General features: G+C 74.1%; 11 protein-coding genes. 7 read left to right on the top strand and 4 right to left on the bottom strand.

Going from position 1 to position 13,993, the window contains the following annotated elements; translation table 11 throughout:
* Positions 1 to 51 precede the first annotated feature (51 nt).
* The 4 genes from ACQP1S_RS23385 (at position 52) to ACQP1S_RS23370 (ending at position 4,243) form a co-directional block, all read left to right on the top strand.
* Complete coding sequence (locus tag ACQP1S_RS23385; protein WP_091238868.1) at positions 52 to 999, top strand: ROK family glucokinase; 948 nt, start codon at positions 52 to 54, stop codon at positions 997 to 999.
* Positions 1,000 to 1,166: 167 nt separating this feature from the next.
* Positions 1,167 to 1,850, top strand: a complete 684-nt coding sequence (locus ACQP1S_RS23380) for an endonuclease/exonuclease/phosphatase family protein (protein WP_176738810.1) — start codon at positions 1,167 to 1,169, stop codon at positions 1,848 to 1,850.
* Between the two features lie 162 nt (positions 1,851 to 2,012).
* Positions 2,013 to 3,419, top strand: coding sequence for a flavin-containing monooxygenase (locus tag ACQP1S_RS23375; RefSeq protein WP_091237654.1), 1,407 nt, complete (start codon positions 2,013 to 2,015; stop codon positions 3,417 to 3,419).
* Entirely contained in the window at positions 3,416 to 4,243 is an 828-nt protein-coding gene (locus ACQP1S_RS23370; protein ID WP_432899156.1) for an alpha/beta hydrolase, read from the top strand. Before ACQP1S_RS23375 ends, ACQP1S_RS23370 begins: the two co-directional genes overlap by 4 nt.
* 81 nt (positions 4,244 to 4,324) lie before the next feature.
* Here ACQP1S_RS23370 and ACQP1S_RS23365 read toward each other — a convergent pair whose 3' ends face one another.
* From ACQP1S_RS23365 to ACQP1S_RS23355, 3 genes are all read right to left on the bottom strand, one after another.
* Entirely contained in the window at positions 4,325 to 5,743 is a 1,419-nt protein-coding gene (locus tag ACQP1S_RS23365) for an alpha,alpha-trehalose-phosphate synthase (UDP-forming) (protein ID WP_091238864.1), read from the bottom strand.
* A gap of 200 nt (positions 5,744 to 5,943) precedes the next feature.
* Positions 5,944 to 6,786 carry a DUF308 domain-containing protein gene (locus ACQP1S_RS23360; RefSeq protein WP_432899152.1) on the bottom strand — a complete coding sequence of 281 codons (843 nt, stop codon included), beginning with the start codon at positions 6,784 to 6,786 and terminating at the stop codon, positions 5,944 to 5,946.
* A gap of 648 nt (positions 6,787 to 7,434) precedes the next feature.
* Positions 7,435 to 11,130 (bottom strand): AAA family ATPase, encoded by a 3,696-nt coding sequence (locus tag ACQP1S_RS23355; RefSeq protein ID WP_432908240.1) that lies wholly within the window; start codon positions 11,128 to 11,130, stop codon positions 7,435 to 7,437.
* A gap of 138 nt (positions 11,131 to 11,268) precedes the next feature.
* On the opposite strand from ACQP1S_RS23355, the gene ACQP1S_RS23350 reads away from it, so the two are divergent.
* Entirely contained in the window at positions 11,269 to 11,535 is a 267-nt protein-coding gene (locus ACQP1S_RS23350) for a hypothetical protein (RefSeq protein ID WP_091237645.1), read from the top strand.
* Between the two features lie 125 nt (positions 11,536 to 11,660).
* On the opposite strand, the gene ACQP1S_RS23345 is transcribed toward ACQP1S_RS23350, so the two are convergent.
* Complete coding sequence (locus ACQP1S_RS23345) at positions 11,661 to 12,353, bottom strand: Crp/Fnr family transcriptional regulator (RefSeq protein WP_043967208.1); 693 nt, start codon at positions 12,351 to 12,353, stop codon at positions 11,661 to 11,663.
* 311 nt (positions 12,354 to 12,664) lie between these two features.
* Here ACQP1S_RS23345 and ACQP1S_RS23340 point away from each other — a divergent pair, with 311 nt between their 5' ends.
* Both ACQP1S_RS23340 and ACQP1S_RS23335 read left to right on the top strand, forming a co-directional pair.
* Positions 12,665 to 13,168 (top strand): polyadenylate-specific 3'-exoribonuclease AS, encoded by a 504-nt coding sequence (locus ACQP1S_RS23340; protein WP_091237639.1) that lies wholly within the window; start codon positions 12,665 to 12,667, stop codon positions 13,166 to 13,168.
* Between the two features lie 204 nt (positions 13,169 to 13,372).
* The gene (locus tag ACQP1S_RS23335; RefSeq protein WP_091237636.1) at positions 13,373 to 13,876 is read left to right on the top strand and encodes a pyridoxamine 5'-phosphate oxidase family protein; all 504 of its coding nucleotides are present in this window, start codon (positions 13,373 to 13,375) and stop codon (positions 13,874 to 13,876) included.
* Positions 13,877 to 13,993 lie beyond the last annotated feature (117 nt).

Below are 13,993 nucleotides of genomic sequence, written 5' to 3'. Positions count from 1 at the left end.
ACGGCCGGTTTCGGTCGATGCCGGGCAGCACAGCAGAGGGGAGTGGCCGCGGTGACGCTGACCATCGGAGTCGACGTCGGTGGCACGAAGGTGGCCGGCGGTGTCGTGGACGACACCGGCCGGGTTCTCGTGCAGGCCCGGCGGGACACCCCCGCGGACGATGTCGGCAAGACCCGCGACGTCATCATCGAGCTGGTCACCGAGCTGGCCGTCGGTTACCAGGTCGACGCGGTGGGGATCGGCGCGGCCGGCTGGATCGACGCCTCCCGCTCCACCGTGCTCTTCGCCCCCAACCTGGCCTGGCGCGACGAACCGCTGCGCGACTACGTCAGCACCGCCACCGGGCTGCCGGTGATCGTCGAGAACGACGGCAACGTGGCGGCCTGGGCCGAGTTCCGGCACGGCGCGGCCCGGGACGCCGACGACTCCATGGTCATGTTCACCATCGGCACCGGTGTCGGCGGCGGCATCGTGCTCGGCGGTGAGCTGGTCCGCGGCGCCCACGGCATCGCCGCCGAGCTGGGGCACATGCTCACCGTCCCCGACGGCCACCAGTGCGGCTGCGGCCGGCTCGGCTGCATCGAGCAGTACGCCAGCGGCAGCGCCCTGGTCCGGTTCGCCCGGGCCGGTGCCCGGCAGGAGCCGCAGCGGGCCACCGCCCTGCTGGAGTTGGCCGGTGGCGAGGCCGAGGCGATCACCGGCCCGATGGTGACCGCCGCCGCGCAGGCCGGTGACCCGATCTCGGCCGAGGCGTTCGCCCAGATCGGCCGCTGGCTCGGCACCAGCCTCGCCGACATGGCCCAGATCCTCGACCCGCAGGTGCTGGTGGTCGGCGGTGGCGTGGTGGACGCCGGTGACCTGCTGCTCGGCCCGACCCGGCGGTCCTTCGCCGACGCGCTGGCCCAGCGCAGCCGGCTCCCGGTGGCCGAGGTACGCCCCGCCGAGCTGGGCAACACCGCCGGTGTCATCGGTGCCGCCGACCTGGCCCGCCGCCGATGAGCACCGGCCCGACCTGCCCCCGCCCGCCCGCCGCCACCGCGCCCGCCGAGGCCGCGCCTGCCGTCACCGCGCCGGCCGACGCCGACGCGGGGAGCAACGCCCCGCCGGCGACACCGGCCTCAGCGGCGGCGGGTGCCGGCGGGCCCGCCCCGGCCGACGCCGCACGGGTGCCGCTGCGGGTGGTGTCGTACAACATCCACAGCCAGCGCGACGACGCGGCGGCGCTGGCCAGCGTGGTCCGCGAGGCCGCCCCGGACGTGGTGATCGTGCAGGAGGCGCCGCGCCGGTTCCGGTGGCGGCAGAAATCCGCCCTGCTGGCCGACTCGTTCGGCCTGGTGGTGGCCGCCGGGGGCCTGCCCTCGCTGGGCAACCTGCTGCTGACCAGCCTGCGGGTCCGGGTGACCGGGACGCACTGTCAACGGTTCCCGCTCACCCCGGGCCGGCACCTGCGCGGCGCGGCGTACGCCCGCTGTCAGGTGGGCGGGGCCCGGTTCCTGCTGGCCGGCTCGCACCTGGCCACCGACCCGGTCGAACGCCCCGGCCAGGCCGCCCTGCTCAAGCGGGAGCTGGCCGCGAGCGACCTGCCGGTGGTCTTCGGGGCCGACCTCAACGAGGGCCCGGACGGCGCGGCCTGGGGCACCGTCGCGGCCGGGCTGACCGACGCCGCGATCGCCGCCGACGCGGCCGACCGGCACACCTACTCGTGCACCAACCCGCGCCGGCGCATCGACGCCCTCTTCGTGGACCCGCGCGTCGAGGTGGTCGGCTACGACGTGGTGGACACCCCGACGACCCGCCGGGCCAGCGACCACTTCCCGGTCCTGGTCGACCTGCTGTTGCCCGCCGGCTGACCGGCCGGGGCGGAGGGCATCCCCGGCAGGCCGTCGCGGCCGGTCGGGGACCAGCCGCCGTCGTGCCCGCACGCCCCCGCGAGCCGGGCTGGACAAGGGCTGCGGGTACGGGGAGGATGCCCGTCGAACCGGCGTACCTGGCCGCACAAAAGGAGATTCCCGGTGTCCCCCTCCACCGAGCACGGCCGGCCCGATCCGGAGACCACGACGCTCGCCCCGAGCCGGGACGGCCGGCCGGTCTCCGACCGGGGCGACACGGTCTGCGTGATCGGTGCCGGGGCCAGCGGCCTCACCGCCGTCAAGAACCTCACCGAGCACGGGTTCGGCGTCGACTGCTACGAACGGGAGACCGGCGTCGGCGGCGGCTGGAACTGGCGGCACGACCGCAGCCCGGTGTACGCCAGCACCCACCTGATCTCGTCGCGGCCGTTCACCCAGTTCCCCGACTTCCCGATGCCGGACTCCTGGCCGGACTACCCGCACCACAGCCAGCTGTTGTCCTACTTCGAGCGGTACGCCGACCACTTCGACCTGCGCCGGCACATCTGGTTCGGCACCGAGGTGGTCCGGGTGGAGCCGGTCGACGGCGACCGGTGGGACGTCACCACCCGCAGCACCGGCGGATACGGCCCCGAGCGCACCTCCCGGTACGCCGCCGTGCTGGTCGCCAACGGGCACAACTGGTCGCCGAAACTGCCCCGCTACGAGGGGCTGGAGGAGTTCCGGGGCGAGGTCATGCACGCCTCGTCCTACAAGGACCCGGCCCAACTGCGCGGCAAGCGGGTGCTGGTGGTCGGGGCCGGAAACACCGGCTGTGACCTGGCGGTCGAGGCGGCCCAACAGGCGTCCCGCTGCTGGCACTCCACCCGCCGCGGCTACTGGTACGCCCCGAAGTACGTCCTCGGCCGCCCCGCCGACCAGGTCAACGACGCGCTGCTGTCGTGGCGGGTGCCGCTGCGGCTGCGGCAGTGGCTCTACCACCGGACCCTGCGGCTGACCGTCGGCGACCTGACCCGGTTCGGGCTGCCGAAGCCGGACCACCGGGTCTACGAGACGCACCCGATCGCCAACAGCCAACTGGTCTACTACGTCGGCCACGGCGAGATCACCCCGGTCCCGGAGGTGGCCCGGTTCCATCCCGGCGGGGTGACCCTCACCGACGGTCGGGAGATCGACCCGGAGCTGGTCGTCTTCGCCACCGGCTACCTGCCCCGCTTCGAGTTCCTCGACCCGGGGATCCTCGGCGACGCCGACGGCTCCGGCCGGCCCCGGCTCTGGCTGCACGCCTTCCCGCCGGGCCACCCGACCCTGGCGGTGGCCGGGTTGTTGCAGCCCGACTCGGGGTTGTTCACCCTGGCGCACTGGCAGACCGTGCTCTTCGCCCGGTCGCTGCGGCTGCGTCGGGAGCAGCCGCAGCGGGCCGCCGCGTTCGCCTCCCGGGCGGCGGCCGGCGCGGGGGAGCGGTACGCGGGGAAGGTCAAGGACAGCAGTCGGCACTGGTTCGAGGTGGGCCACGTCGACTACCTGCGCGCGGTGCAGCGCGCCCTCGACGAACTGGAGGGCAAGTGAGCGGCACGACCGATGAGCGGGTCCGGATCCTGCGGGGTCGGGAGTGGGCGCACCCGGTCCGCCCGGCCCGCCGGGAGGTGCTCAGCGCCGTCCCCGAAGTGGACGAGGGGCGTCCGCCGCTGCTGTTCGTGCCGGGGTTCGGGCACGGGGCCTGGGCGTTCGCCGAGCACTGGCTGGAGCACACCGCGTCGCGCGGTTTCCCCGCCTACGCGGTGAGCCTGCGCGGGCACGGCGGCAGTGAGCCGGCGTCGGGGGCGACGCTGCGGGCGTACACCCATGACGTGGTCCAGGCGGCGGCGGGGCTGCCGCAGCAGGCGGTGCTGGTGGGGCACGGCGCCGGGGCGCTGGTGGTGTCGCACGCGTTGGCGCGTTACCCGGCCCGGGCCGCGGTGCTGGTGGCGCCGGTGCTCGGCGGCCCCGCCACGGCCGGCGCGGCGCTGCGCGCCAACCCGCTCGGCACGCTGCCCGCCCTGTTCGGCGGGGCGCTGCGGCTGCACCGTCGGCAACTGTTCAGCCGGGACCTGCCCGACGAGGACGCCCGGCGGCACCTGGCCCGGCTGGGCCGGGCCGGCCGCCGCGCCCAGTGGCAGCTGCTCGCCGGTCGGCCGGCCGAGCCGGCGGTGGGCCGCCCGCCGGTGCTGGTGCTGGGCAGCCCCGATGACCGGGTCGTCCCGCCGGCCGCACTGACCCGGGCGGCCGGCCGGTACGGCGCGGCCCCGCTGCTGTTCCCCGGCATGGGGCACGACCTGATGCTGGACACCCGGTGGCAAGAGCCGCTGGACGCCCTCCTCGACTGGCTGGTCAAGGACCCGGGCCGGCGCTGACCGCCCGTCCCGGTGGCCCGCCGGCCCGGCGGACGCCAGCCGACCGGTGTGGTCAGGCCGCCGGGCCGTGGTCGGGGCGGGTCAGCCGGTGCTGCTGAGCCGGGTGAGCAGCGAGCCGGTGTCGTCCAGGGCGCTCAGGTAGGAGCGGGCCCAGGCCCGGATGTCGTGCCGGTGCAGATGGTCGCGCATCGCCCGCATCCGGTCGCCGGAGTCGCCCGGCGCGGCCCGCAGCGCCGACAACAACCCCTGCTTGAGCCCCTCCAGGTCGTGCGGATTGACCAGGTACGCCTGGTCCAGCTCGGCCGCCGCGCCGGCGAACTCGCTGAGCAGCAGCGCGCCGGTGTCGTCGACCCGGGCGGCCACGTACTCCTTGGCGACCAGGTTCATCCCGTCGCGCAGCGGGGTGACCGCCATGACGTCGGCGACCCGGTAGAGCGCCGCCAGCTCGGCCCGGTCGAAGGGCTGGGTGAGGTAGTGGATGGCCGGCTCGCCGACCCGGCCGAACTCGCCGTTGATCCGGCCCACCTCGCGTTCGATCCGCTCCCGCAGGATCTGGTATTGGCCGACGCGCTCCCGGCTCGGCATGGCGACCTGCACCAGCACCGTGTCGCGGACCTTGACGTCACCGCTGGCCAGCAGCTCGCTGTAGGCCTTCAGCCGCTGCTCGATGCCCTTGGTGTAGTCCATCCGGTCGAGGCTGAGGATGACCCGCTCGGGATCGCCCAGGTCGTGCCGGAGCCGGCGGGCCCGCGCGGTGACGTCCGGTCGGCCGGCCAGCGCCGCCATCTCGGCGGTGTCGATCGAGACCGGGTACGCCCCGATCCGCACCACCCGGTCCTGCACGCCGATCCGCCGGTCGGTGGCCGGCAGGCCGAGCACCTTGGTGGCCAGTTGGGCGAAGTTGTGGGCCGCCTGGGCCCGCTGGAAGCCGATCAGGTCGGCGCCGAGCATCCCGCGCAGCAGCTCCGCCCGGCGGGGCAGCTGCATGAACAGCTCCGGCGGCGGGAACGGCACGTGCAGGAAGAAGCCGATCCGCAGGTCGGGCCGCAGCTCGCGGAGCAGCCCGGGGACCAGTTGCAGGTGGTAGTCCTGCACCCAGACCACCGCGCCCGGGTCGGCCACCTCGGCGGTCGCCTCGGCGAACCGCTGGTTGACCCGCTGGTAGGCCTCCCACCAGCGGCGGTGGTACTCGGGTTGCTCGACCGCGTCGTGATAGAGCGGCCAGAGGGTCGCGTTGGCGAAGCCCTCGTAGTGGTCGCGCAGGTCGTCGGCGGTGAGCGGGACGGTCTGCATGTGCACGCCGTCCACGTCGGGCAGCACGGGCGCGGGCCCGGTGCCGCCGGCCCAGCCGACCCAGGTAGCGGGGGTCTGTCGGAGTAGTGGGTGCAGCGCGCTGACCAGCCCGCCGGGGCTGCGGCGCCACTCGCAGGCGCCGTCGGGCGCCACGCTGTCGTCGATGGGGAGCCGGTTGGCGACCACCACCAGGGAACTCTGTCGCATCTCGGGCATTCCGATCGGCAGTGGACCGACCACGCGAGCAAGGAACAACCGGGCAGTCGGTGGGGGAAGTGACCTACAGCGGTATTCCTACTGACCGTAAGTTACACCACTGTTACGCCCGGCGTGGGGGTCGACGGTGTCCCGGGATGCGGGCGACGGTGGACGGCGGGGGTGGGGATGTGCGGGTGGGGGAGAGGGACTCAGACGACCGCGCCGTCGTCGGGGTCATGGTCGTCCTCGTCGCCGGGACGCAGTCGCCAGATCAACGTGACGAATCCGGCGAGGATGCCGGTGAAACCGAGCAGGGTGACCAGCGAGGCGTCCACCGGCAGCAACGAGGGGTTGAGGAAGAGGACGAAACCGATCACGATCCCCAGCACGCCGACCACCGCGTACTTCGAGATCCGGGGCAGCGGCGGTGGCGGTGGCGGGGTGTAGCCCTCCTCCGGGTCGTCCGGCAGGTCGGCCCCGAAGGTGTCCAGGCCGTCCAGCAGCGACGGCTCGTCCTGCCGGCCCCGGGGGGTCACCGAGATGCCGGAGATGTCGGCCGCGTACGGCAGCCGTCGTACGTCGGTCGCGGTCGGGCCGGTCGGCTCGTCGGCCCGGGTCGCCGGGCCACCGGACCGGGTGGTCGGGTCGGTCGGCCCGTCGTCGACGTCCTCCGAGGCCGGCCAGGGGTGACTGCCGGCCGCCGGTGCGGTGTGGAAGGCGGCGACGAGGCGTTCCCACTCGGCGTCGACGTCCGGCTCGGCGCGGGAGGGCTCCGGTGTCGCCTCGTCGGCGAGCTGGGTCAGGTAGTCGCGGGCGGTGGTCAGGTGCGAGCGGTCCACGTAGAGCCGGTCGACCGGCCGGGACGGCACCGTGGTCGTCCGGGTGATCGGGTTCAGGTCGGCGGAGGGCTGGAGGTAGGCGGCGATCCCGCCCGCGGCGAGCACGTCGAGCAGGTGCTCACCGACGCGCGGATCGACGTCGCCCGCGACGGCGTACTCGCTCGCGTCGAGCCCGTTGTCCCGCCGTCCCCGGCGGGCGCCACCCGCTGACACCGGACATCCTCCTCCGCGCACCTCCCGGTGCGGTCGTGTCGGCGCCCCGTACGCCGTGCTCTGAATCGTGACACGTCGGCACCCGGTTCCGGGAGTGCGTTGTGGCGTGCCGCTCGTGGTTCGTCGGCTCCGGGTCGGCGGGCGTCCCCGTCGGCCACCTTCCCGCAGGCCCGTTCGACCCTCCCCGCGACCTGCCCGGACGGCCCGCTGCGGAGGTCGTCGGCCCCGGGCCGGGGCGGACACCCGCGCCGTACCGGCTGGTAGCGCACCTGCTTGGCGTTCCGTCCAGCGGGGTGGGACCGTCCGCTGCGGGGCGAGGGGCGGCCGACCTGCCCGCCGGGGAGCCGGTGCCCGTCGTCGGCGACGGATTCCGCTGCTTCCTGCCGGACCGTACCCGGGCAGTGGCCTGCAAGAAGTCACATTCGACGCGAAAGCGAAATACCTCGCCTAGAAGCGCGACGATCTACCCGCCCGCCCGCCCGCCCGCCCGCCCGCCCGCCCGCCCGCCCGCCCGCCCTGCGGCTGATGATCGACTCTCGGGGGCCGAAACAGCGGGGTCGAATCCCGCCTGACACCGCAACCTCGGCCCAAGCGAGTTGATCTGTAAGCCCGCCCGGGCCCGGAGGGATGGTCCGGGTCAGGGCCGGGTCAGGTCTGGGCGGCCGTTGTCGAGGTGGCCAGCCGGAGCAGGCCGGGCATGTCGTTGCGGTCGGCGAAGTCGCGTACCCGGTCGAGGGTGGCTGCTGCCTGCGCGGGGTCGGCGACGGTCAGCGCCCGCACCGACAGCGCGGTGGTCAGCACGTGGTCCGTGGCGTCGGTCATCCGGGCGTAGCTCTGCGCGGCCGCCCGGAACAGCCGGGCGGACTGATCGGCGTCCCCGTCGGCCAGCGCCAGGGTGGCGTCGGCGACCTGCCCGGCGGCCTCCGCCCAGGGGGTCATCCGGGGGGACCGGTCGAGCATGTCGTGCACCAGCCGGGCGGCGTCCGGGCCGAGCACCGCGGCGACGTGGCCCACCGCCGGCACCCACTCGGCGAACGGGATCATCCGGGTCCGGCCCCAGTCCTCGTCCAGCTCCACCAGCAGCCGCATCGCCTCGTCCCGGCGACCCCGGACCGCCCGGCAGAGCGCGGCGTGCGCCAGCGTCGACTGCAACACCCGGTGGAAACCACTGCGCCGGGCGGCGACCAGGGCCCACGACACCAGATCATGGTCCTCGGCCCCGGCGTCGACTGTGCGGGTGCCGCCTGCCCCGGCGTCGACTGGGTGGGTGCTGCCCGCCCCGGCGTCGACTGCGCGGACATCGGCCGCTGCGGCGTCGACTGCGCCGGTGTCGGTCGTTGCGGTGTCGGTCGGCGCGCGGCGCGCGGTGGGCGACAGCCGCGAACCCTCGTCGGCCGGGCCGGGCTGGGTCGGCACCGGCGGCCGGGCCGCCGGATCGACCGCCGGGCGGTCCGCCCGCAGGGCGCGCATCCACCCCGAGATCGCGACGATGTGCAGGTCCCACTCGGCGGTCGGCCGACGGGTCGACTCGGTGCCCAGCTCCAGCGTCGACACCCAGTCGCCGGCGTAGTACGCCCGGGCCCACTGGGCGGCGAAGCTGGTCGCCAGGCTGTGCCCGCCACCCAGGTCGAGGGTGCGCTGCTCGTCGACCAGCTCGGCCGACCGGGCCAGGTCGCCCTCCTCCTGCGCCGCCCAGGCCAGGTTCTGCACCGCCCGGCGTCGGCTGGCCAACCGGTCCACCCGGCACTGTTCGGCCACCTCGGCCAGCTCCGCGTACGCCTGCTGCTCGCCGGCCATGTACCGGGCCACCGCCAGGGTGATCCGGGCGTTGGCCCGTACCTCGGGCAGCAGCAGGCGCTCGGCCAGCTCGGCCGCCGCACTGGCCGCCGCGCAGGCCTGGTCGGTCTCGGCGTTGAGCATCCGGGCCCGGGCCAGCTCCAGCAGCGCCTCCGCCTTCTCCTCGGACTCCGGCAGCTCGGCATAGATCCCGTTGGCCCGGTCCAGGCAGCGCAACGTCTCGGAGCGGTCGGCCCGGCTCCACGCGGCGGTGGCGAGCCGGGTCCAGGCGCGGGCCGCGCCGGAGCGGTCCCCGACGGCGGCCAACCGCTCGGTGAGCCCGGTCAACACCTCGGTTCCCCCGTCGACCAGGAACGCGTCCCCGTCCCGGAAGAAGGCCAGCTCGGCGGCGAACAGCTCCAGCCCCGGGTCGGGGTCGCCGCCGACGGCCAGCGCCCGGCCGACCAGCGTCGCGGCGTTCTCCAACGCGTGCAGCTCGTACGCCCGACGGGCGGCCTGGTGCAGTGCGGTCCGGGCCGCCACCGCGTACGGGGCCGGGTCCAGTCCGACCGTCCGGGCGATCTCGTGGGCGGTCCAGCGGTGGTTGGCCAGCACCTCGGCCAGGTCCTGCTGTCCGGCGTCGGTGAGCTGGGCGAGCCAGTCCGCGGTGCGCTGGTGACGCAGCACCCGTTCCGCCCGGGGCAGCCGCTGGTAGCACACGTCGCGGACCAGGATGTGCCGGAACCGGTACTCCGGCTGACCGGCCATCGTGGAGGTGGGCAGCTCGAAGACCATGTCCCGGCGCTGCAACCGGTCCAGTGCCCGCTCCACCCACTCCACCGTCCGGCCCAGGGCGGTGGCCACCGGCACCGGCCAGAACTGCACCCCGACCACGGCGGCGGCCTGGAGCACCGACCGGTCCGCCGGGTCGAGCAGGTCGAGCCGGTTGGCGATGACCGCCTGGACGGTGCGTGGCATGTCGGTGGAGCCGGCCGGGTCGAACCGGGCGGCCGGCTCCAGCAGCCCGCCGTCCAACAGCATCCGGGCGTACTCCTGGGCGTAGAGCGGATTGCCGTCGGCGAACTCGATCAGCGGCTCGCGGGCCGCCGCCGGCAGCGCGGCCTGCCCGAGCAGCAACGAGTAGAGGGTGTCGATGTCCGCGTCGTGCATCGGCGGGACCGAGATCGACATCGCCCCGCTGATCGTGCCGGTCCAGGCCGGCTGCCGCTCCCGCAGCTCCGGCCGCGCGGTCGCCACCACCAGCAGCGGTACGCCCCGGGCCGCCGCCCCGAGCTGCTCGACGAAGGTGAGCATCGCCTGGTCGGCCCAGTGCATGTCCTCGAAGACCAGCACCGTCGGGCCCTGCCGGGCCAGGGCGAGCAGGAACCGCCGCCAGGCCGCCTCGGTCTCGCCCGAGTGGAGCCGGGCGCCGGCCGCCACCCCCAGCAGCGGCCCCAGGGCGCTGGCCAACCGGGCGGCGTGCGGGTCGCCGAGTTGGCCCAGCCGCTGGCGCAGCCGAGCGTGCAGCGGCTCCGGGTCGTCGGTCTCCGGCACCCCCAGCCAACCCTTGACGATGTCCGCCAGCGCGGCGTAGGTGACGTTCTCGCCGAACGGCGGGCACTGCCCGACCAGCCAGGTGACCCGGTGGCCGGGCAGGTTGGCGGCGTGCCGGGACAGCTCGCGCAGCAGCCGGCTCTTGCCCACCCCGGCCGGCCCGAAGACGGTCACCAGCTGGGAGGTGCGCTCGTTGACCGTGCGGTGCAGGGCGCTGACCAGCAGGCCGCGCTCGTGCTCCCGGGCGACCATCGGGGTCAGCTCGACGGCCTGCGGGCCGGTGCGCGGCCGGGCCCGGACGGCGAGCCAGATCCGGCTCACCGCCGAGCGCCCCCGCAGGGTGACCGGCGGCCGGTCGACGTACTCCAACTCGTGCCGGGTGGCCGACCAGGTGCTCTCGTCGACGACCACCCCACCGGTGGGGGCGAGCGCCTGCAACCGGGAGGCGGTGTTCACCACGTCGCCGGTGACGAACGCCTGGCCACCGTCGCGGGTGGCGGAGAGGTCCACCAGCGCCTCCCCGGTGGCCACGCCGACCCGGAAGCCCAGCGGCGGTTGCGGCCCGGCGGTCTGCCGGGCCAGGCTGCGTTGCAGCTCCAGACCGGCCCGTACGCAGCGCAACGCGTCGTTGTCGGTGGCGACCGGGGCGCCGAACAACGCCATCACCGCGTCGCCGATGTACTTCTCCACCACCCCGCCGTACTGGTGGACCAGCTTGCGGACGGTGGCGAAGTACGCCTGCTGGAGGCTGCGCGCCTGCTCCGGGTCGGCCCGTTCGGCGTACGTGGTGAAGTCGACGATGTCGATGAAGAGCACGCTGACCTGACGGCGGTCCTCCTGCACGGTGACCCCGTGGTCGCGCAGCGGCTGCCCGCAGTTGGTGCAGAAGTTGACCTCGGGGCTGTTGCCGTGCCCGCAGGAGGCACAGTCGAGCGACAGCGCCTGTCCGCAGCCGCCGCAGAAGCGGTCGTCCGGTCCCGCCGCCCGAGAGCAGTGCCCACACTTGAGGTCGATGACGAACTCCGTACGTGAGGAGATCCCATTATCCCGCTGCGGCGGGCCAGTCGGGTACCCGACGTGCGGGCGGACCCTGCCGCTGGTCGGCCGCCACTAGTGTTCCTCACGAGGAAAACTCACTGTCAGGAGAGTGCCGTGCAGGTGCGATTGTCCGCCTACTGGACCGACCCGAACGGTACAGTCCGGTCTCCCGGGGAGACGGTCGACGTCGACGCGGTCACTCTCGCCAGAATGGAGGAGCAGGGCATGGTGGAGAATCCCGACAGCAAGACGTCCTCGGACACTGGCACGACCACGACCTCGCCGTCCAAGCCGCAGAAGATCGGGCCCGGACCAGGCACACCGCCGGACGAGATCGGACCCGGGCCGGGTGCCCCGCCGGCGGACGACGACGGCAAGTGAGTGAACCGGCGCGGCCGACGGACCAGGTCCGCCGGCCGCGCCGTCGTCGTCGCGTGGTCACTCACCGTGGCCCGGGGTGCCCGCCGTCCGTCGTCACGGTGCGGGCGTCCGCCGGGGAGCGTCGGTCAGCGGTCGCTCATGCCGGCGCGTCGGCGCAGCGCCGCCACGTCGGTGACCACGATCCGTCGCCCCTCGGTACGCAGCCAACCCCGACTGGCGAAGGAACCGATCGCCTGGTTGACGCTCTGCCGGGAGCCACCGGCCATCTCGGCGAGCTGGCTCTGGTTGAGCTCGATGGTGATCATCGGGGCCTGGCTCTCGCCGGCCAACCGGACCAGCGTCTTGGCCACCCGGCCGGGCAGGTCGAGGAAGACGTGGTCGGCGTTCTGCTCGGTGAGCCGCCGGATCAGGCCGCCCAGCGAGCGCATCACCGCGTCCAGGATGCGGGGGTTGGAGTGCACCAGTTCCATGAAGGCCGGACGGGACAGGGCGAGCGCCGCGCAGTCCTCGATCGCCTCGGCCGAGGCCGATCGGGTGGAGGCGTCCAGCAGGGAGACCTCACCCAGCACGTCCGGTGGTCGGATGACCGACAGCACGGCGCGTTCCCCGGTCGGCGCGGTACGGAACACCGCCACCGCCCCACGGCGCAGCACGATCAGCGACTCGCCGGGATCGTTCTCGACGAAGAGCAGCTGACCCTTACGGTAGGTGCGCGGCACGGCCGCGGCGATCACCCGCTGGCGTACCTCGGGTTCCAAACCGGCGAACATCTCCACCCCCGTGAGGGCGTCACCCGGCTCCGGCAGGCGCATCTCCACCGCCCCACCCCTCCCCCGGTCACGGACCACAAATTTCGCTCACCGGGTGAACCCTGACGGCCCCTGCGGAGGTGAACTGACACCGGTTCGGCGTCCGGTAGCGGTACACATCAGATCATGACGGCCCAGTCGCTTGCTGTACACCCCTGTAAACCTTTCCGTGACACTCCCGAGCTGCGGCGGACGGCCTGAGGACGCCGAGGCGGCCCCGGATGCGGACCCGACGGGGGGGGGGGGGGGGGGGTCCGGCACTGTCCGCCCGCCGCCCCCGCCCGTCGGCGGTCACCGGCGGTGGGCGAGGATGGACGGCGATGGTCTACCGCTATTTCTACGACTGCGAATTCATCGAGGACGGCCGGAGCGTCGACCTCGTCTCGATCGGTGTCGTCGACGAGTACGGCCGCGAGTTCTACGCGGTCTCCACCGAGTTCGACGACTCCCGCGCCGTGCCCTGGGTCCGCCGTAACGTGCTGGACAAGCTCCCCTCGCCGGCCGACCGGGCCTGGCGCTCGCGGGCCCGCATCCGCGACGACCTGCACGAGTTCCTGCTGGAGCCGATCCGGGACCGGCCGGGCGAGCAGTTGGAGCTGTGGGCCTGGTACGCCGCGTACGACCACGTGGTGCTGGCCCAGCTCTGGGGGGCGATGCCGGCCCTGCCCCGGGAGATCCCCCGGTTCACCAAGGAGCTGCGGCAGCTCTGGGACGACGTCGGCAGGCCCCGGCTGCCGGAGGCGGCAGCCGACCGGCACGACGCCCTGGTCGACGCCCGGCACAACCTGGACCGCTGGCGGACCATGACGGCCCGTCCGGCCTGATCCGGCGCCGCGCTGCCGGCCAGCGTCTTGTTCTCGGTGCCGCGCTGCCGGCCAGTGGCTGCCCTCGGAACCGCCCTGCCGGAATGGTTGACCCTCGGCGTCGCCCGGCCTGCTGGGCGGATGATGACAGCCCGTGATGACCGGCAGGTTTGACCGGTGCCGTCGGGGGCACCGGATCGGCGAGCCGATCCGAGGGAGTGCGCCATGGCCGACGACGCGACCACCATCACCGACGCCCGGCGGAGGGTGACCGAGCTGATCCGGGACGCCCGGATCTGCATGTTGACCACGATCGGCGTGGACGGTCGGATGCTCAGCCGGCCGATGGCGCTCCAGGAGGCCGAGTTCGACGGCGACCTGTGGTTCTTCGCGTACACCGACTCCGCCAAGATGCGCCAGCTCCGGGTCAACCCGGAGGTCAACGTCGCCTTCTCCGACCAGCGCCACCACGCCTGGGTCTCGGTCTCCGGCACCGCCCAGGAGGCGTACGACCGGGCGCGGGCCGAGCAGCTGTGGAACCCGCTGTACAAGGCGTGGTTCCCCGACGGTCTGGACACCCCGGGGCTGACCCTGCTCAAGGTGCACGCCAGCTCGGCCGAGTACTGGGACTCGCCGGGTGGCACGGTGGTCAACCTGCTCGGGTTCGCCAAGGCGGCGGTGACCGGGAAGCCGCCGGAGGCGGGGGAGAACCACGAGGTCAGCTACTGACCGGTAGCCACCGGGACGGGTGGGAGCGGCCGGGGCGCGGTGTCGGCGTACACCTACGGCGACTACAGTGCGCACTGACGGCCCGCCCCGGGCCGGCAACGGCGCCGATGGTCTGAT

Source organism: Micromonospora matsumotoense (assembly GCF_050951065.1).
Taxonomy (GTDB): Bacteria; Actinomycetota; Actinomycetes; order Mycobacteriales; family Micromonosporaceae; genus Micromonospora; species Micromonospora matsumotoensis.
Note: the sequence above shows the minus strand (reverse complement) of the source record. Positions and strands in the feature narration are given on the sequence as shown.